Annotated in this window: 14 protein-coding genes; 3 read left to right on the top strand and 11 right to left on the bottom strand. The window is 54.1% G+C overall.

All coding sequences use genetic code 11. The annotated features are described in order from the left end of the window. Position 1: 1 nt before the first annotated feature. From C812_RS03820 to spoVAC, 4 genes are all read right to left on the bottom strand, one after another. On the bottom strand, positions 2–958 hold the full coding sequence (locus C812_RS03820; protein WP_016311368.1) for an AAA family ATPase: 957 nt from the start codon (positions 956–958) through the stop codon (positions 2–4). Between the two features lie 104 nt (positions 959–1,062). Then, positions 1,063–1,413 carry a stage V sporulation protein AE gene (gene spoVAE / locus C812_RS03815; RefSeq protein ID WP_016311367.1) on the bottom strand — a complete coding sequence of 117 codons (351 nt, stop codon included), beginning with the start codon at positions 1,411–1,413 and terminating at the stop codon, positions 1,063–1,065. Next, the gene (gene spoVAD, locus C812_RS03810) at positions 1,410–2,432 is read right to left on the bottom strand and encodes a stage V sporulation protein AD (protein WP_016311366.1); all 1,023 of its coding nucleotides are present in this window, start codon (positions 2,430–2,432) and stop codon (positions 1,410–1,412) included. The genes spoVAE and spoVAD overlap by 4 nt, the downstream gene beginning before the upstream one ends. Positions 2,433–2,435: 3 nt before the next feature. Beyond that, complete coding sequence (gene spoVAC / locus C812_RS03805) at positions 2,436–2,942, bottom strand: stage V sporulation protein AC (protein WP_016311365.1); 507 nt, start codon at positions 2,940–2,942, stop codon at positions 2,436–2,438. A 510-nt stretch (positions 2,943–3,452) separates the two neighbouring features. On the opposite strand from spoVAC, the gene C812_RS03800 reads away from it, so the two are divergent. Beyond that, a complete protein-coding gene (locus tag C812_RS03800) occupies positions 3,453–4,526 on the top strand; it encodes a M42 family metallopeptidase (RefSeq protein WP_016311364.1) in 1,074 nt (357 codons plus the stop codon). A 63-nt stretch (positions 4,527–4,589) separates the two neighbouring features. On the opposite strand, the gene C812_RS03795 is transcribed toward C812_RS03800, so the two are convergent. Beyond that, positions 4,590–6,620: a beta-galactosidase gene (locus tag C812_RS03795; RefSeq protein WP_036624626.1), complete on the bottom strand. Its 2,031-nt coding sequence runs from the start codon at positions 6,618–6,620 to the stop codon at positions 4,590–4,592. Positions 6,621–6,748: 128 nt separating this feature from the next. On the opposite strand from C812_RS03795, the gene C812_RS03790 reads away from it, so the two are divergent. Beyond that, on the top strand, positions 6,749–7,582 hold the full coding sequence (locus C812_RS03790) for an AraC family transcriptional regulator (RefSeq protein WP_016311362.1): 834 nt from the start codon (positions 6,749–6,751) through the stop codon (positions 7,580–7,582). A 143-nt stretch (positions 7,583–7,725) separates the two neighbouring features. Here the strand turns inward: C812_RS03790 and C812_RS03785 are convergent, their stop codons facing one another. From C812_RS03785 to yicI, 6 genes are all read right to left on the bottom strand, one after another. Beyond that, a complete protein-coding gene (locus C812_RS03785; protein ID WP_016311361.1) occupies positions 7,726–10,116 on the bottom strand; it encodes a glycoside hydrolase family 95 protein in 2,391 nt (796 codons plus the stop codon). Between the two features lie 113 nt (positions 10,117–10,229). Continuing rightward, positions 10,230–11,954 carry an ABC transporter substrate-binding protein gene (locus C812_RS03780; RefSeq protein WP_016311360.1) on the bottom strand — a complete coding sequence of 575 codons (1,725 nt, stop codon included), beginning with the start codon at positions 11,952–11,954 and terminating at the stop codon, positions 10,230–10,232. 244 nt (positions 11,955–12,198) lie between these two features. After that, positions 12,199–13,104, bottom strand: a complete 906-nt coding sequence (locus C812_RS03775; protein ID WP_009224200.1) for a carbohydrate ABC transporter permease — start codon at positions 13,102–13,104, stop codon at positions 12,199–12,201. Positions 13,105–13,120: 16 nt separating this feature from the next. Then, positions 13,121–14,101, bottom strand: a complete 981-nt coding sequence (locus C812_RS03770; RefSeq protein WP_016311359.1) for an ABC transporter permease — start codon at positions 14,099–14,101, stop codon at positions 13,121–13,123. A 94-nt stretch (positions 14,102–14,195) separates the two neighbouring features. Continuing rightward, positions 14,196–15,980, bottom strand: a complete 1,785-nt coding sequence (locus C812_RS03765; RefSeq protein ID WP_016311358.1) for a sensor histidine kinase — start codon at positions 15,978–15,980, stop codon at positions 14,196–14,198. 139 nt (positions 15,981–16,119) lie between these two features. Beyond that, complete coding sequence (gene yicI / locus C812_RS03760) at positions 16,120–18,438, bottom strand: alpha-xylosidase (RefSeq protein ID WP_016311357.1); 2,319 nt, start codon at positions 18,436–18,438, stop codon at positions 16,120–16,122. A 133-nt stretch (positions 18,439–18,571) separates the two neighbouring features. Between yicI and C812_RS03755 the strand changes: the two genes are divergently transcribed. Next, positions 18,572–19,477, top strand: a complete 906-nt coding sequence (locus C812_RS03755; protein WP_016311356.1) for an AraC family transcriptional regulator — start codon at positions 18,572–18,574, stop codon at positions 19,475–19,477. Positions 19,478–19,494: the final 17 nt, after the last annotated feature.

Raw genomic sequence — 19,494 nt, 5'->3', positions numbered from 1 at the left:
GTTACCGTCCTATGGCGACCGGTACGTGGACTTGCCGGAGAATTTGCTGCAATACCTCACTGACGTTCCGATGCCCCAGACGGGACTCGGGACGCAGCAGAATCCGGTGCTCCAGCACGAATGGCACCAGCGTCTTAATATCATCGGGCAGCACATAATCCCGTTCCTCTAGGTAAGCATAAGCCTTGGCTGCAGCCATAAAAGCGAGCGAAGCACGCGGCGAAGCCCCCAGCAGGACATCTTCATGCTCCCGTGTCCGACGGACGATCTCCAGCAAGTAATCGGCAAGCGGTTCGCTGATATGCACGCGCTGAACCTCGCGTTGAATCTCGGCGATCTCTTCCATCGTTGTAACCGATTTCAACTGTTCTGCCGGCTGGCCTTGACTATGAGAGCGCAGCATCGCTTTCTCCGTGTCAGCGTCGGGATACCCGATCCCAATTTTCATCATAAAACGGTCCAACTGGGCTTCCGGCAGCAAATAAGTGCCTTCAAAATCAATCGGGTTTTGCGTAGCGCAGAGCATAAAGGGGTGAGGAAGCGGGTAGGTCACGCCATCAGCGGTGACGCTTCGCTCCTCCATGACTTCCAGCAAAGCGGATTGCGTCTTCGTCGTTGCCCGGTTGATTTCATCCGCCAGCAAAATATGCGTCATAACCGGCCCCGGCCGGAATACAAAACGTTCTTCATGAGGATGGAAAACCGATACCCCCGTTATGTCGCTGGGCAATATGTCCGGATTGCATTGAATCCGCCGGTAATCTCCGCTCATCGACTTCGCCAGCGCCTTCACGAGCTGAGTCTTGCCTGTACCGGGTACGTCCTCGATTAACACATGGCCGCCGGCCAGCAGCGCCGAAAGCAGCAGCTTAATTTCAAAAGACTTTCCTAAAATACATGACTCCAGGTTGTTCTTTACGGCGTTCAAAGTTTGAATCGATTGCTCATGTACGGGCACGCATTTTCCCTCCCAAATAAGACCTGTATATATCTACCTATTTTACATGAAGATAGATAGGGAGTACACTGTTCCCGTAAAAAGCAACGCGATTTCCAAAAAATTTAGCCTTTGGGCCGAACAACCAGTGCCGCAAGGAAGGAGAAAATGATCGCCGCCGAGATCCCGGCACTTGTCACGTCGAAGATCCCGGTAATTACGCCGATCCAGCCGTCCCGTTGCAGCTCGGTTAATGCCCCGTGTACCAACGAGTTGCCGAAGCTAGTGATCGGTACCGAAGCCCCCGCTCCGGCGAACTTCACCAGCGGGTCATACCAGCCGATCGCATCCATCACTGCGCCGGCAACGACCAGCGTACTCATTGTGTGCGCCGGGGTGAGCTTTAGCACGTCCATCATCAGTTGACCGATGACGCAGATCAATCCGCCAACAACAAATGCCCAGAAAAATATCATTCTTCACTAACCTCCTGTTCCAGGGCGACCGCGTGCGCGATGCAAGGAATGCTCTCGCCTTGCTGATAGGACAGCGGAGACAAGAGGGCACCCGTAGCAACGACCAGCACCCGGCCTAGTTCCCGGTTCTTTAATTTTCGTAAAATGTGGCCGTAGGTGACGACGGCGGAACAGCCGCAGCCGCTGCCTCCGGCGTTCACATACGTTTGTTTGTTGCGGTCATAAATCATCAGTCCGCAATCGTTAAATTCCGTTTTATCCATCAAGACGCCGTCTTTTTCAAGCAGATCCTTGGCGATAGCATGTCCGACCGAAGCTAAGTCTCCGGTGACGATCAAATCATAATCCTCGGGTCCCCGGCCCGTATCACGGAAGTGGGAAACCAGCGTATCCACGGCAGCCGGCGCCATGGCCGCTCCCATGTTAAACGGATCCTTGACCCCAAGATCCTGGATCCGGCCAATCGTAGCGTGGGTAATGCGCGGCCCCTTCCCTTCCTTCGATACCACCGCACAGCCCGCACCGGTAATCGTATATTGGGCGGTGGCCGGTTTTTGTGAACCGTACTCGGTGGGATAGCGGAATTGCTTCTCCACGGTGCAGTTATGGCTGGCCGTACCGGCCATCGCATATTTTGCTCCGCCGGCATCAGCCAGGAAAGCGGCTAAAGCGAGACTCTCCATTGAGGTCGAGCAGGCGCCAAACACCCCGAGATACGGAGCTGCAATCGACCGGGCTGCAAACGTCGCAGTGATAATTTGGTTCATCAAATCGCCGCCGATGAAGAAGGACAGGTCCTCGCGGTTGATGCCGGCATGGACCAAGGCGAGGGCAGAAGCGTGCTCCAACAGTTTGCGCTCCGCTCGTTCCCACGTCTTCTCGTCAATCTCCAAATTGTCATAAACAAAGTCAAAGGTGTGGGACAACGGCCCTTCCCCTTCTTCCGGTCCAACAACGGTCGCCGCCCCGATAATGGCCGGCTTGGAGCGAAACTCCCAGGTTTGCGCGCCGATCAGCATCGGTTAATGCACTCCTCCCAAGCCGAAGATCACATGAATCACGCCTACAATAAAAGCGGCTACAACGCCAAACACGATCACCGACCCCGCCAGCTTAAACATATTGGCCCCGACGCCAAGGACAAGGCCTTCTGCTCGGGATTCAATGGCCGAGGAGCACATGGAGTTGGCAAACCCTGTCACAGGTACAGCCGTGCCGGCTCCAGCCCATTGGGCGATTTTGTCGTACACGCCAAACGAGGTCAGTACAACGGAGATGAAAATCAGGACCGCGACCGTAGGACTCGCTGCTTCCCGCGCGGACATGTCGGCAAAAGTCATAAACAGCTGTTGGATACATTGGCCAATAAAGCAGATGAACCCGCCGACCAGAAACGCCCTTACGCAGTTCCGCAAAACGTTGGTTTTCGGCTTATGCTGGTCGGCAACCTGCTGGTACTCTTCCTCCGTCAGCAGCAGGTTGTTCAGCTTCACCCGAGCTCCCGGCTTGTTTTTCGCTTTTGCAGGCAAACGACATTCCTCCTTATTTTCCTAACTTGCACGGTATACTCATTATTTGTCATCCGGCGGCTTGTTATGTTTGGAAAATGATCCATGGATTTCGGCTCCAAACTGCTCAATTACAACACAAAGAAGCCCGCAGGAATCAAGTTCCGGCGGACTTGCATCAGGTGGGGCAAGGGAATTGCATCCTGTTATTATAAATATAAAAGGACGATCACTAACAGGATAAAGAGCAGACAGATCACCAGCCAATCCTTGGCATACCGTTCCATTCAGCCTAGCCTCCTCATTCGCCCATCGAACTGCTGCTTCTGCAGTATATGCTTTGCTTGGGAGCCGGGTGCTCATCAACGTTACAGCAATGCTGGAAATTCAGAACACAATCGCTGCATGGACAATCGAAAAAAGGTAGTTCATACTAGGAGAGGAAGATTCAACTTCGAGTGATTCTAAAATATCAAGTGCTGTAAATCGGGCCTTTGGAACCCGTATCTTTAGAAAAAGGAGAAGCAAGCAATGAATGAAAAAACGCGCGAGCTATTTAAAGAACTGACGGAGTTTCCAGCGGCTCCTGGATTTGAACGAGAACTGCGGGCCCTCGTCAAACAGAAAATGTCGGCCTACACGCAGGAATTCGTGCAGGATAACCTTGGCGGGCTGTTCGGGGTCTTGCGCGGAGATGAGCAAGGACCTCGGGTCATGGTGGCCGGGCATTTCGACGAAGTGGGCTTCATGACCACCGGAATCAGCGACAACGGAATGGTGTCGTTCCAACCGCTTGGCGGCTGGTGGAGTCAGGCCGTATTGGCGCAGCGCCTGCAAATCATTACGCCAAACGGCCCCATCGTCGGCGTCGTCGGATCGATTCCGACCCACCTGCTGGATGAGTCGCAGCGCAACAAGCCGGTAGATCTCAAATCGATGTATTTGGATATCGGCGCGGACAACCGGGAGGAAGCCGAAGCCGCAGGGGTGCAGATCGGCCAGCAAATCGTACCGATTTGCGAATTCACCCCCCTCGTAAATCCGAAGAAAATTATGGCGAAAGCCTGGGATAACCGCTATGGCGTTGGTTTGGCCATTGAGCTGCTTGAAGCGCTGCACGGAGAGAAGCTGCCGAATGTACTGTATGCCGGGGCGAATGTGCAAGAAGAAGTTGGCCTTAGAGGGGCTCGGACGGCAGCGAACCTCATTAAGCCGGACATCTTCTTCGCTTTGGATGCCAGCGCCGCCAACGATATGACCGGCGACAAAAAAGCGTTTGGCCGGCTGGGTGAAGGCACCCTGCTGCGTATCCTCGACCCGACGATGATCACCCATCGCGGCTTGGTCGAATATATCCGTGATACGGCAGATACGCACAAGATTAAGTACCAATATTTCGTGTCGCCGGGCGGCACGGATGCCGGTCAAGTGCATCTCAGCGGCACCGGCGTCCCCTCGAGCGTGATCGGCATTTGCTCCCGCTACATCCACACGTCCTCCTCGATCATCCACACGGATGATTACGCTGCAGCGAAGGAGCTGTTGATCCGCCTCGTGCGCGGACTGGATCGGACTACGCTGAACACAATTTTGGAGAACAGCTGAACCTCTCCGATTTGCAAAAACCGCAAGGCCTGCCTTAAACGGCCTTGCGGTTTTTTATGGTCTTTATTTTTTCCCTTCCAAAATGACAACGCCTCGGCCAGGAACTTGAACCGTCCCCGATACTTCCGTTTGCGCCAACAGGTCCTTATAAGCTTCGGACCCAATCTCCACCTCGGCGGCCCCTTCGTTATGGTTCAGCAGGAACAAGAAAGCTTTCCCATCCTTCACGCGGCGTGCTACTTCAACGCCTTCTGGCGCATCCAGCAGCGGCTGGATCCCTTTCTCCTCGCAGAGGTTCTTCAGGAATCCTTGCAAGAAGGCGGCGTCCGGGCTGCTTGCCACATAATACGCGCGACCTTTGCCGAACGAGTTGACCGTCACAACCGGCATCCCCTGATAGAAATCGGAGCCATATTCCGCCAGCACTTCCGCGCCTTCGGCGTGAATCAAATCGCACAAGAGGCCGCATTCGTATTGCCCGGACAATGCACCCCAAGCTTCTTTCATCACGATTTGGTTCGTGCGGCCTGGCAGCAAGGCATCGATTTCCTCTGCCCAAATGCCTAGTACAGAGCGCAGCTCGCCTGGATAACCGCCAAGCGTCACCAGATCGTTCTCGTTCACGATGCCGCTGAAGAAGGTGGTGACAAACGTACCTCCGCCGGCTACGAACTCCTCCACTTTTATCGCAAAGCCCGGCTTCACCATATACATCACCGGGGCAATCAGGATTTCGTATTTGCTGAAATCCTCCTCCACTGACACCATGTCGCTCTCTACATGCATTTGGAACAACGTATCGTAATATTTGTGCACTTCATTGACGTAATTTAAGGCTACGGATGGGCCGCTGGAAAGCTCGATCGCCCAACGGTTCTCCCAGTCATAGACGATGCCGATCTTGGCTTCCGTCCGCGCATCCAACAGCGTATCGCCCAGTTGATCTAGCTCTCGGCCCAGCTCCGCTACTTCACGGAAGACCCGGGTGTGCTCGTGGCCCACGTGCTCAATAACCGCCCCATGGTATTTCTCGCACGCCCCAATTGAGCGGCGCAGCTGGAAGAACATGACCGTGTCGGCGCCGCGAGCTACGGCCTGATAGCTCCAAAGGCGCATCACGCCAGGGCGCTTCAGCGAGTTGTACGGCTGCCAGTTTTGCTGGCTTGGCGTCTGTTCCATCAGCATAAACGGAGCGCCGCTCTTCAACCCGCGCATCAAGTCATGAGCCATCGCCGTGAAGCTGACCGGCGTATCCAAGGACGGGTAGTTATCCCAAGAAACAATGTCCATAGATTTCGCCCATTTAAAGTAATCCAGCTCCGGATAAAAGCCCATCAAGTTGGTGGTTACCGGTACGTTAGGCGTATGCTTCTTGATTTCGTCGTATTCCAGCTTGTAGCACTCCAGCAGCGAATCGGACTGGAAGCGCCGGTAATCCAGCGAAATTCCTTGGAAGTTCGTGCGGTTGCCCCCCCATTCCTCACTGAGTTCGTTAGGCACCACAATCTCTTCCCAATCATAAAACGTGTGGCCCCAGAATCGCGTATTCCATACCCGGTTGAGCTCATCCAGCGTTTTGTAACGTTCCCGCAGCCAGACGCGGAAGGCCGCCGCACAGTTGTCGCAATAGCAGTAGCCGCCGTATTCATTGGACACGTGCCAGATTAACAGCCCCGGATGATCCTTGTATCGTTCTGCCAGCTTGCCGGCCAGACGGGCAGCGTATTTGCGATAGGTCGGCGAATTGGGGCAAGAGTTATGACGTCCGCCAAACCGGCGTTTCCGTCCCTGCACGTCTACGCGCAGCACGTCCGGATATTTGCGAGCCATCCACGCCGGGTGAGCCCCGGTGCTGGTCGCCAGGCAGACATACACGCCGCTTTTGTACAAGCGGTCAATCGTTTCGTCCAATTGTGCAAAGTCATACGTTTCCTCGCTCGGTTGAATCAGCGCCCAGGAAAAAACGTTGACCGTCGCCACATCAATCCCAGCCAGATTAAACATCCGCTCGTCCTCTTTCCAGACGTCTGGTCCCCACTGCTCTGGATTGTAGTCGCCGCCGTACCAAATCTTCGGCAGTTTCTCGTTGATCACCATATCCACATCCTTTTGCGATATATAACTTCTAAGTCCATTGTAAGGTTGAAATTTCCCGCTTTATATATAATAATTTCGAATTGTAATATAATTATATGGATCATACCTAGGAGGCATTTCGTACGATGAGTTCACGGGCCTTTACCCGTTTTGTCTTTTCACCGGCCGCCACGCCGGATCTTCCCTTACTCCTCGAAAGCGTCGGCTATAATCCAAATCAGGAAAAAATCGTCCGCCCGGACGGCTACCCTTATTACCATTGGCTGCATACCGCCGAGGGCGAGGGAGAGCTAACGTTCGGCAGCGGTACGTTCCTGCTTCAGCCAGGCAGCGGGATGCTGTTGCCGCCAGGTATGCCTCACGCTTATCAGGCCAAGCGGAGCTCGACATGGGAGACCTATTACCTCACCTTTGGCGGAGCGGCTGCCGGATCGATATTGGCTGCGTTTGGCATCCGGGAGGCCGTCCTGTTCCGCTGGGAACCGGAGGCCCCCATATCCCCGTTGCTCGGCCACTTGCTGAACCGGCTGGACAGCATTCAGGACCCGTTTGGCCTGGAGACCTCAACCGAGGTGTACCGGTTCCTCGCTGTCCTGAGCCAATTCGGCCAAGTAAGCAGCAGCGCTGTCCCGCGAATCATGGAGAAGCTGGGACCGTTGCTCGCCTGGATGGAGCGGGAATACGGCAATCCTAACGTGGGGCTGGATACGTTGGCGGAAGTAGCCGGAATGTCCGGGCGACATCTCAGCAAGCTGTTCCAGCAATCGTTTGGCATCGCCCCGTACAGTTACCTCACGCAAATGCGCATCCATAAGGCGAAGGAGCATCTGGCCAGCGAACCCGGCGTCACCGTCGCTGCGATTGCCGGCAAAACGGGATTTCGCGATGCCAGCCACTTCGTCGCCACGTTCCGCAAGCACACAGGCATGACGCCCCAGCAGTTCCGCAGGCTGCATTAGGGAACGTTCAAGTCCGGGGCGGTACGGCGCATTCGTCTAACAAAGCCTAACCCAAAAGGGGAGGGCTTTTTTTCGTGGAAAACTGCACTTTTGCATTCATTTGACGCCGAGCGCCCCCCGCGAGAAATTCGGGGCTTTTCCTTCTAGCCTACGAGGTACGTCGCCCCCGCCTCCGTCAGGAAGCGTTCGCCTTCCTGCACGGTGCGGCCGTCCGGCAAGCGGACGGTCAGGCCCTGCAGCCCGCGCAGCGTACAGTGGCTGCCGGACGTTGACGTGATGCGGGCCGACGTTAAGCGGCCGTTCTCCCACGTCATGTCGACGGTGAACCCGCCGCGGGCCCTTAGGCCGCTGACCTGCCCGCTCGTCCAGGCCGCAGGCAGGGCCGGAAGCAGATCGATGCCGCCCATATGGCTTTGCAGCAGCATCTCGGCGATGCCTGCTGCCCCGCCAAAGTTACCGTCGATCTGGAACGGCGGATGATCGTCGAACAGGTTCGGATAAGTGGAACGTGACAGCAGCGTGTTCACGAACCGATGAGCGGTTTCCCCGTCGCCCAGCCGGGCATACAGGTTGATCAGCCAAGCACAGCTCCAACCGGTATGACCTCCGCCATTCTGGATGCGCGCCTCCAGCGTACGGCGGACGGCTTCCGCCAGCTTCGGCGTCTGCCGCACCGTAATCGCATTGCCCGGATAGAAGCCAACCAAGTGGGACACATGCCGATGTCCCGGCTCGGCTTCTGCAAACGGCTCGCTCCACTCCTGCAGCCGGCCGTCCGGGCCGATCTGCGGTTCAGCCATACGCGCCAGCATATGGGATAGCTCTTGTCGCCACGCCTCGTCAACGCCAAGGATTTCAGATGCCTGAATCGTATGTTCCAGCAGCTCACGGATCAAGAACAGATCCATCGTACTGCCCGCAGACACGCTGCAAGGCTCACCGCCATCCGGTGTCAGGAACTTGTTCTCCGGTGAAGTTGATGGGGCTGTAACCAGCTGTCCGTCCGGTCCGGGCACCAGCCAATCCTGGCAGAACTCGGCGGCTCCCTTCATCAGCGGATACGCCGTCTCCCGCAGAAACTGCTCGTCCAGCCCAAATTCGTAATGCTCCCATAAATGGCGGCACAGCCACACGCCGCCCATCGGCCAGAACGCCCAGCTGGCCTCGCCGTCCGACGGTGTGGATTGACGCCATACATCCACATTGTGATGAGCGACCCAGCCCCGGGCACCGTAATGAATCCGCGCCGTTCGCGCACCGGTAACGCTAAGATCGCGAATTAACTCAAACAACGGCTCATGGCAATCAGCCAGCCCCGCCACTTCGGCATGCCAATAATTCATCTGCGTATTGATATTGGTCGTATACCCGCAGTTCCACGGCGGCTGCACATGCGGATTCCAGATGCCCTGCAAATGAGCTGCCTCTGTCCCCGGGCGGGAGCTGGCCATTAGCAAGTATCGGCCGTAGTGAAAATACAACGACTCCAGCCCGAGATCCGCCTCGCCGCGGCGATAAGCCTCAAGCCGCTCGTCGGTCGGCCGGGCGGCTCGTTCTACGGCCTCCTCTGCGCGGCCCAGCCGCAGCTCCACGCGGCCGAACAGCCGGCGGTGATCGGCCTCATGACGTTGGCGCAGCTGCTCATAGCCGAGCGCTGCCGCCTCATCCAGCGCCGCCCGGCAGCGCTCCGCCGGGTCGATGCCGCCGCTGCCCGGCGCCTGATCGAAGCCGGCGTAATCCGTGGCGGCTGCCAGCAGCAGCGTCACCGCCTTCGCGCCGTCTACCGTCAGCCGGCCGGAGGCATCCGCCTGTGCGCTGCCGTCTCCCTCCGGCAGCGCCAAGAGCTGGGCCACAAAGGTGAGGCCCAGGCCATCCTCGTACAAGACCGACTGCGGATGGTCTCCGCGATAGTTGTCGGCAACATGGCTGGGAGCCTGGCCGCTCATGCCGATCCGTGCCATTCCGGCCGGCCCGCCGAAGGCTTGATGCCGAAGCGGTGAGTCCAGCGAAGCGGTCATCTGTACCGGTTCATTCCCCAGCGCAGTTATGCGGACAACCATCACCTGATCTACCGCACTAATGAATATCTCACGCTGATACTCCGCCTCACCGATTCGATAAACGGTCGTTGCAACCCCGGTCGCCAGATCCAACTCCCGTCGGAATCCTCGCACCTCGGACCCATTGGTCTCAGCCGCCGGATCTCCCTGCTCCAGCCATAAATCCCCCAGCGGCTGGTAGGATTCCGTGCGTCGGCCTAGCATTTTTGCATCTATCAGTTTCTCGGCTTCTTTGTATTTCCCGGCGAAGATCAGCTCCCTAGCCGGTCCGAGATGACGCAGTGCATCGTAGTTTTGCGGGTCCCGGGGAAAGCCCGACCACAACGTATCTTCATTCAACGCAATTCGTTCCCGATGAATGCCGCCGAACACCATCCCGCCGATTCGTCCATTGCCAACGGGAAGAGCTTCCTCCCAGCGGGAAGCGGGGCGACCGTACCATAGCTTCCACTCCGTTTGCTCCAAATAGTTCATTTTCCTCGCCCTCCTACCGCCTGACTGATGTATATAATCGCAAACTGGCGCAAAAAGGCCCGAAATCACACGGGCCTTTTTGCAATCCTATTTAGATCGTTCAAGCTAATCTACTATTGCAGTTTCTTACCGGTAAACAATTCGACTCTCTTCTTCACCAATTCCGTATACTCGGCTTCCATCTTCTCAGCGCCGGCTTTATCGAGCTCTGCAAGGAAAGCGTCATAAATCTTGTCGAAATCGGCTTCTTTCGCCAGAATCGCTTCCGGAATCCGTTTACGGACGATATCTTGCGTTTTTTGGTAAATCACTTGATAATCGCCGTCCGTTGGAACTGGCATGTTGTACAGAGCGCCCCAATCCTTCGCTGGGAATGCATCTTCACTTGGGAACAGGTCTTTCCAAGTTGTTGCATTGTAAGCTTTCAATGTTTCTTTTTCAGCTTCCGTGTAGCCAGCTACGATTTGTTCAGGGAAGTTCGTGGTGTAATAGTTGCCCGAAGGATCTTTCACGCCGTCACCATAGTTCGCACCGAGAATACGGTACAAGCTGATGCCGGATTCCTTGGTGAAGTTCGTGCTGTCATTTACTTTCCGTTCTTGAATGTCAGCTGGGATGACGCGTTGGCCATTTTCATCCACGGTGTAGTGTTTACCTTCTACGCCCCAGTTTCTCAGGACCTGACCTTCGTCAGAAGACAACCAGTCGATAAACTTGATCGCGCGAACCGGATCTTTACATGCTGTGGTGATACTGATCCCGTAACCGTCGACACCTGCTTGTTGGAAGGAATGATCTTCATATTCCTCCGTCAACGTGACCGGGAAGTGCGCGTACGTGTACTCGTCTTTGCCTGCGGTTTTCAATGCGTTTTCTGCATCCTGATAACCCCACTCTTGGTCGATCAGGCCAAGCACGCGGCCGCTGGCGATTTTCGCTTTGTATTGGTCTTCTTTTTGCACGAACGTATCTTTATCCAGGAGGCCTTCGTTATACATGTGATTCAGCCAACGGAAGTATTCCTTCTCCTCCGGACGCTTGTAGTGCAGCATCGCTTCATACGTTTCCGGATTAACATAATATTCGCCGTCGTCCGGTGCGCCCGTTGTCAGGAACGCCGGGTTCGTTACGGTAATCATGATTCTCCAGTCGTCAGCGCTCAGCGTCAACGGAATCGTTGGTTGACCGTCGGTAGTTGGGTGTTTCTCCACATACTGCTTCAGTACGTTTTCAAAATCCTTCACCGTGCGAATCTTCGGATAGCCCAGCTCTTTCAAGACACGTTGCTGGATTTCGAAGCCGCCGCCAGCGTCGAAGTATTGCTGATCCACGCCGCCGTTCGTGAAGATTGAGTAAATAGCAGGATCATCGTTGCTGTATTTCAGACGGTTCATATTTTCGCTGAACATTTTCTTCAGGTTTGGTGCATGTTCTTCAATCAGCGGAGCCAAATCGATAATGAGTCCGGCATCCACCAGCTTGCTCAATTCCCCTTTGGCAAAAATCATATCCGGAACATCGCCGCTTGCCGCCATCAGCGCAATTTTGTTTTCGCCGCCGCCGGCCCCTACGTCAAACTCAGCTTCAAGTGTTACCCCGGTTTTCTCTGTAATCACTTTACCTACGTCGTCTTGCATGTTGTTCCAGTTCGGGCTGGCATCCGCACCAAAGAAAGTAAAGGTGATCGGGCTGTTATCAGCGGACGCTTCCGCATTGCTTCCCGCGCTGCCGGTATTGCTGCTGTTGGCCGCATTGTTACCGTTACCTCCGCAACCTGCTACCAACACCGTACTCGCAAGCAAGATCGCCGCGAATGCTTTAGGGCTTTTCCACTTCATTTCTACGTTCCCCCTCGTCATCTTGATCAAACTTGTATTGTATGAACAGGCCTTCGCCTGCTGATACCTTAGCTGCTCCCCTCATTCCCGGCACTCACCGAAAAGTAAGGGCTTTCATCTTTGCTTTAAGAAAGAAGCACTTTCCATCCGCCGAGTGCCGCCCCACCGCGAATTCAGCTTGCGGCGGCGGAGCGGAGTTGGCAGCGTTACTCCATCGCGGGCTTGCTGCCGTCAGGATCTAGGGTTAAGCCTTGACGGCACCCAGCGTCATCCCGTCGACGAAGTAACGTTGCAAGAACGGATAAACGATCAAGATCGGTACTGTAACGACGATCGTAATCGCCATTTTGATCGATTCCGGTGAGACCTGAGCCATCTGATTCGCCATATCGTTGGCGTTGATCATTCTTGCTCCTTGGTTGGTGCTTTGCAAAATTTTCATCAACTCATATTGAAGCGTCGTCAAATGCGCTTTGTTCCCGTTGTACAGATAAGTGTCGAACCAAGAGTTCCATTGGCCTACCGCCAGGAACAAGGCGATCGTTGCCAGAACCGGCTTACAGAGCGGCAAAATCACTTTGTAATAAATCGTGAAATCGTTGGCTCCGTCCAGCTTGGCTGATTCCTGCAACGCATACGGCAATCCGTCGATAAAGGAACGGATCACGAACACGTTAAACGCGCTGACCACCCCAGGCAGGATGTAAATCCAGAACGTGCCGATCAAATCGAGATGGCGCATCAGCATATAGGTTGGAACCAACCCGCCAGAGAAGTACATCGTCAACGCCAGGAAGGTGGATACGAACTTCCGGGATTTGAAATCCGGCCGGCTAAGCGTATAGGCCAGCATCGATGCGCTGATCAAGCCAAGCACGGTCCCAAGCACGGTCCGGTAAATCGTAATTTTAAAGCCGGTAATCAGGCTGGAATAATTAAAGATCGTCTTATAGTTCTCCAAAGTGAATTCCCGAGGCCAGATGTAGATGCCGCCTCGAACCGTATCGGTGGAATCATTGAAGGAGATCGCCAACACGTTCAGGAAAGGATACAACGTGATGACCAAAATAACGCTCATCAGGATGATGTTGCAAATGTTGAAAATTTTATCGCCCCGGGTATCATTAAAGCCTCTGCTTGAACTTGCCATCGCCCTTCTCCCTCCCTTACATGATGCTCTCTTTTGTCGTTTTCTTCATGATTCCGTTGGCCGTAAGCAGCAGGATGATGCTGACCACGGAAGTGAACATACTGATGGCTGTACCGTAGGAGAAACGGCTAATATTGATTCCGTAGTTTAGTGCATACAAGTCCAGCACTTCGGAATAGTCCGTTACGAGCGAGTTACTTAGCTGGAACTGCTTCTCGAACCCGATGCCGATCAAATGGCCGATCGACATGATCAGCAGTACCGAAATCGTCGTCCGGATCCCCGGCAGTGTAATGTTCCAAATTTGCCGGAAGCGTCCGGCTCCATCAACCCGTGCCGCTTCATACAATTCTTTATCGATGCCGGTGATTGCCGCCAAGTAAATGATGGCGTTCCAACCGGTTTCTTTCCACACATCGGAAGCGGTTACAATTCCCCAAAACCATTTCCCTTGGGCCATGAATTGGATCGGTTCGTCAATGATATGCAAGGAAACCAAGATTTCGTTGACGATCCCGCCGTCGATCGAGAGCATTTTCGTCACGATCCCCGCAACGACAACCCAAGATACAAAGTGCGGCAGATAGGAAACTGTCTGAACCGTTCGTTTAAAATACTTGCCGCGCAGCTCATTCAACAACACCGCAAAAGTAATCGGAATGACGAATCCCGCGACCAGCCCCATAAAACTCATCGCCAGCGTATTTCGGAGGACCAGGTAAAACCGCTCGTCCTGGAACAAGTCCACGAAGTTTTTAAATCCCACCCATTTTTGCTCCGAGAAGGATTTCGCCGGCTTATAGTTTTGGAAAGCCATCGTCCATCCCCACACTGGCAGGTAGTTAAATACAAACAACCAGATCACGAATGGCATGGACATTAAGTATAAGTACTTTTGCTGCAAAATGCTCCGCCAGATACCGTTCTTCCGCTTCTTCTGCGGCGCAGGGGTTGCGCTTACATTTTTGGTTTCAGGCTGAGTTGACAGCGTTTCCATCTCAATTTCTCCCCCCTTGTCTGCTATAGCTTAATGATAAGGGAGGAGCGGCTCACGAAATACCCGAGAGATTTCAAACAAAACCATATAAAAATTAGAGATTGCCTCCCGCCGGGATCGTAAAGCTGATCTTCGTCCCTGCGCCATATTCGCTGACGATCCGCAATCCGTGCTCTTCCCCATAGGAGAGGACAAGCCTTTGATGCACGTTACGCAGCCCGATGCGTCCCTGTTCCGGCTCCTTCGACCCGGAGATAAAACGCATGACCTCTTCAAGCCGCTCCGGGGTCATTCCCATTCCGTTATCCTGTACCGAGACGCGAACCATTCCCTTGTCTCTCTGAATATTCACCTCAACATGGACCCCTTCTTCCTTGTCCTCCACCCCGTGCACGACCGCGTTCTCAACGAGCGGCTGAATGATCAGCGGCGGTACCCGAATGGCGCTGGCTGCAGGATCAATAGTTAAGGAATAAGTTAAGCGGTCCTCATAACGAAACTTCTGAATTTCCAGATAGGAGCTGACCATTTCCAGCTCTTCCTTCAACGGTGTGCTTTCCCGCCCAACCTCCAAATTTTTGCGCATCATCTTGCCTAGCAGCCGGACCACGTTGGCGATTTCTTTGTCCCCCTTCAGATGAGCGTTCATCCGGATGGATTCCAATGCGTTAAACAAAAAATGCGGATTAATCTGACTGGCCATCATCTTTAGCTTGATCTCGCGTTGAGCCAGCTCCAGAGCGTTATTTTGTTCTGTTTTCTCAACGACCTGGTTCATGAGCCGGCGGATACTGTCCACCATGTAGTTGAACTGCCGAGACAGCTGACCAATTTCATCGTTCCCATCGATCCGCGATACGACGTTGAGGTCCCCTAAAGCCAGACGATTTAAGTGCCGGCTTAGCCGCAGCATCCGGTTGGTGGTCAAGAACGAGACGGTGTATACGAATACCAGCGCAATCAGCAATACGAGTAGAATGATCAGCAATCCGACAAGGCTTACGGTATTGGCGTCCTTCACAATAGGCTCCGTCGCAAATACGGAAATAAACTTTAGCCCGTTCATGCTGGCTTCCGGATTCAAGGTGTCGATAACGAGATAGGACGGAACCCCCTGGATATCCACCTGAAACGTCCCTTTTTGCTGAGTTCGCAAGTCGATGCCGTAATCCAGATCTTCCAGTGTCTTGCCGACGATCGCCGGATTATTGGCGGCCACCACATAACCTAAATCATCGGTGATCAGCGTCTCAAAAGGTTCTTGCTGCAGCATCCGGTTGAGTTCCTCCTGGTTCATAATGACCATAAGGACACCGCTTTTCTTCGTTCCTTTAAAAGAGATCTGCCGAACGAGACTGAGCCGCTTCACCGGAACCTCCTGCTTGTCGTCAATGTAAAACCACCCGATGTCTTTGTTCTTCATCGCTTGTTGGTACCAATACATCCCCTTGATCTCCTCGTTCACCGGGATTAATTCAAGGTTGTTGATCAAGGTCGGATTATCGTAATAGAAACGAATCCCCGACACTTCCCGATAGGTTCTGTCGTAAGCGCGGAAATCATTGTAATTGAGGTACGCCTTGGTCAGCTCCAACACATTGGGATACGGAGTGCTGACGATCTTCTCCAGCCCTTCATCGAGCATAAAAATATCGGAGATGTCCATCGGCACCCGAAGCAACGCGGCGGTCCGGGTTTTCACCTTCTCGACGTTATTGGTAGTTTGGGCGATCGCCCGATCCATGGCTTGATTGCGAAAGTAAGCGGTTACGGCAACGCCGACAATCAGGACCGGAATCATGACCACGACGATATAGGAAATGAGCAGCTTATGCTTCAACCGCAAATTATTGGTGATGCGAATCAGTTTGCTTATCAAATCGGATCACCTCTCATCTAAATGGAAATATCCCCTTCATCCAAGGGAAAGGGGATATTTCAGTTACCCCGGGCACGTACCGTGCGCCGGGGATGTCTGTCACATATTAAATTAAGATGCGATCAAGGTCTAGGACCAATTATTTCAAGGTGATTTGCAGTTCGGTTTTGCCTGTGAAAGCCTCCACTTTTACAGCGCCATTACTGGACAACGTAGCCCCTTGCACCGATTCCGCTTCGCCCATGCCGTGCAATGTTACGTAGAACGGTTTGCCCGCGCCTTCCGCAGTCACCTTCACAAGCTTGCCTTCGCGAACGACTGTAACTTGAAGTTCAGCTTCGCCCTTGATGTTGCGTACCGTACGGGATACGGTTGCCCCGTCTTCGATCGCATACAAGCCAAGTTGGACTTCATTGGCATAGTCGTAATCTGGACGAACATCGTTAGCTCCTGTCGCCAGAATCGAGTTCGGGCGAACGAACAGCGGCAAGCTGAAGAAGTCGTATTTCTCTTTGCGCCATTTGCCGCCTTCTACCGTTTGGCCCGACAGCAGATGGGTCCACTGGCCGTCCGGCAGATAGTACGTCACGTCGCCTTGTTCGCTGAACACCGGCGCTACAAGCAGCGAGTCACCCAGCATATATTGACGGTCCAAGGTTTCGGCCGCCGGATCGTCCGGGAATTCCAGGAACATCGCCCGCATTGTTGGTACACCTTGTTGCGTCGCTTGGACCGCAATGTCGAACATATACGGCATCAAACGGCATTTCAGCTTGGTGAAGAACCGGGTTACGTCCACTGCCTCGTCATCATAAGCCCAAGGCACGCGGTAGGAGCTGCTGCCGTGCAGACGGCTGTGGCTGGACAGCAAGCCGAAGGCCAGCCAACGCTTGAACACATGCGCCGGAGCGGTGTTCTCAAAGCCGCCGATATCGTGGCTCCAGAAGCCGAAGCCGGCTAAGCCCAACGACAAGCCGCCGCGAAGGCTTTCTGCCATCGACTCATAATCGGCGTAGCAGTCGCCGCCCCAGTGGATTGGGAATTTCTGACCGCCGACGGTTGCAGAACGTGCGAACAAAGCTGCTTCATTTTTACCCAGCTTCTCTTCCAGTACTTCAAAAACAACTTTGTTGTACAGGTACGTATAGTAGTTATGCATTTTCACTGGATCGGAGCCATCGTGATACACGACATCCGTCGGAATCCGTTCGCCGAAGTCGGTTTTGAAGCAGTCGACGCCCATGTCGATCAGCTCCCGCAAATATCCGGCAAACCATTCGCAAGCCGCCGGATTTGTGAAGTCTACCAGCGCCATGCCCGGCTGCCACAGGTTCCATTGCCATACGTCACCGTTTGGCTTTTTCACGAGGTAACCGTTCTTCTTCCCTTCCTCAAACAGACGGGAACGCTGACCGATGTACGGGTTGATCCAAACGCAAATTTTCAAGCCTTTCTCCTTCAGGCGCTTCAGCATGCCCACTGGATCCGGGAATACGCGCTCATCCCATTTGAAGTCCGTCCAATGGAATTCACGCATCCAGAAGCAGTCGAAGTGGAAGACGTGCAGCGGCAAATCACGCTCTGCCATGCCGTCCACAAAGGAGTTAACGGTAGCTTCGTCATAATCGGTTGTGAACGACGTCGTCAGCCACAAACCAAAGCTCCATGCCGGCGGAAGCGACGGCTTGCCGGTTAAATCGGTGTACTTATTCAGCACATCCTTTGGCTCCGGACCGTCGATGACGAAATATTCCAGCGATTCGCCGGGAACACTAAATTGTACTTTTTTGACTTTTTCCGATGCGACTTCAAACGAAACCGCACCTGGATCGTTTACAAACACGCCATATCCTTTATTTGTCACGTAAAAAGGAATGTTCTTATAGGACTGCTCAGAGCTTGTCCCGCCGTCCTTGTTCCAGATGTCAACCACTTGACCGTTCTTGAGGAACGAGGTGAAGCGTTCGCCCAAACCATACACCCATTCGCCGACGCGCAGGTCAAGCTCTTCGCGCATATAGGTGTTGCCGCCTCTTTCGGTGATATGCGCCATCGATTTGTAGCCGCTCCCGGTAATCCGCTCGTCGCCGCGGAAGAAGTCCACGGACCATTGCGGGCCTTTGTTAATGCGGACGCTAAGGTTGCCGCTCTTGAGCTCGGCATAATGCTCGGTCTCGGTAATCTCGGCATGATCGCCGCCCTTTGCCAATTCAAAATGAGGACCATGGTCCACTGTCCCCGCAAAATGGATCAGCTTAACACCAATGACCCCCGGCAACGGAGAGTGGAACTGCATCGTCAGCAATGTCGTATTAATCATATCGCCCCGGCCGCGAAGCGGAGTTGTGGAGGCGGAGGCAATTAAAGTATGGTCTTTGACTTGAAAATCATAGGCCTGCACCGCGGTGGAGAGCGTAAACTCCTCGCGAATCAGCCAGTTGCCATCGGTAAACTTCATGGGTGGAATACCGCCTTTCGTCACATTGTTTTTCTTATGAAAACGCTCTATACTTGCATTATACTGATATCACTCAAATAAAACTAACATTATCAAGCCAAAATATAACACTATTTTGATGGGGTGACCGTATATGGATCAGGCGCTTCGCCGCTCTCTGAAAGAGAGCAAGAGTCACGGCAACGAGCGGCAGCCGTTTGGAACCTATTGGTACCGCTATGGCCCTGGTGAACATGTCATCGACTGCCATTGGCATGATGAAGCAGAGTTCTTCTATTGCCTGGAAGGCGAGACGCTGTTTCAGGTCGATACCGATTACTTCCCGGTTCGTGCCGGGGAAGCGGTGTTTATCGACGGCGGCGACATTCACGCCGCCCATGCGCATGGTGAGCAGGGCTGCGCATTCTTCTCTCTCGTATTCGATACGCAGCTGCTAGCCAGCGCACATTATGATGCGGTCCAGGAGAACCTGGTGCTGCCCTTGCAGGAACGGAAGGCGACGTTTCCTCGCCATATCCGGCGCGAGACCGCGGCAGACTTATCACTTCTGGAGCATATCGTGACGTTGATGCGCAGCTGCAGCACCGAGGCGCCCGGCTATGAAGGCGCCGTCAAAGGGCATCTCTACTTGATGCTGTCGGAGATCGCGGCTACCGGCCGGGCCGTCAACCGCTCCTATAGCAGCACCCGCAGCGAATCGTCCAAAATCGACCGGCTCAAAACGGTCATTCAGCATATTCAGCAGAACTACAGCCATCCCATCCGGCTGGCGGAGCTGGCGGCGCTGATTCCGATGAGCGAAGGACAGTTTTGCCGCTTCTTTAAGTCGATGACCCGACAGACGCCGATGGATTATATCAATTCGTACCGGATCCGCCAGGCCGCCGAGCTGCTGCGCGATCCGGAACGAAAAATCTCCGATATCGCGCTGGAGGTCGGCTTCGACAACATCAGCTACTTCATCCGCGTGTTCCGTAAAGCGATGAATTGCTCGCCTTCGGAATTCCGCAAACGGCTACATGCTTCGGTTGAGGTCTAAATTCCCTGGAGGGGGCT

The organism is Paenibacillus barengoltzii G22, assembly GCF_000403375.2.
Classification (GTDB): domain Bacteria; phylum Bacillota; class Bacilli; order Paenibacillales; family Paenibacillaceae; genus Fontibacillus; species Fontibacillus barengoltzii.
This window is presented reverse-complemented; position numbering and strand designations above follow the sequence as displayed.

Bases quoted from the DNA above. Each gene is read 5' to 3' on its own strand.
- spoVAE (WP_016311367.1), bottom strand. From the start codon at position 1,413: ATGATATTTTTCTGGGCATTTGTTGTTGGCGGATTGATCTGCGTCATC.
- spoVAD (WP_016311366.1), bottom strand. From the start codon at position 2,432: ATGCTGATCGGCGCGCAAACCTGGGAGTTTCGCTCCAAGCCGGCCATT.
- C812_RS03800 (WP_016311364.1), top strand. From the start codon at position 3,453: ATGAATGAAAAAACGCGCGAGCTATTTAAAGAACTGACGGAGTTTCCA.
- C812_RS03790 (WP_016311362.1), top strand. From the start codon at position 6,749: ATGAGTTCACGGGCCTTTACCCGTTTTGTCTTTTCACCGGCCGCCACG.
- C812_RS03785 (WP_016311361.1), bottom strand. From the start codon at position 10,116: ATGAACTATTTGGAGCAAACGGAGTGGAAGCTATGGTACGGTCGCCCC.
- C812_RS03780 (WP_016311360.1), bottom strand. From the start codon at position 11,954: ATGAAGTGGAAAAGCCCTAAAGCATTCGCGGCGATCTTGCTTGCGAGT.
- C812_RS03775 (WP_009224200.1), bottom strand. From the start codon at position 13,104: ATGGCAAGTTCAAGCAGAGGCTTTAATGATACCCGGGGCGATAAAATT.
- C812_RS03770 (WP_016311359.1), bottom strand. From the start codon at position 14,101: ATGGAAACGCTGTCAACTCAGCCTGAAACCAAAAATGTAAGCGCAACC.
- yicI (WP_016311357.1), bottom strand. From the start codon at position 18,438: ATGAAGTTTACCGATGGCAACTGGCTGATTCGCGAGGAGTTTACGCTC.
- C812_RS03755 (WP_016311356.1), top strand. From the start codon at position 18,572: ATGGATCAGGCGCTTCGCCGCTCTCTGAAAGAGAGCAAGAGTCACGGC.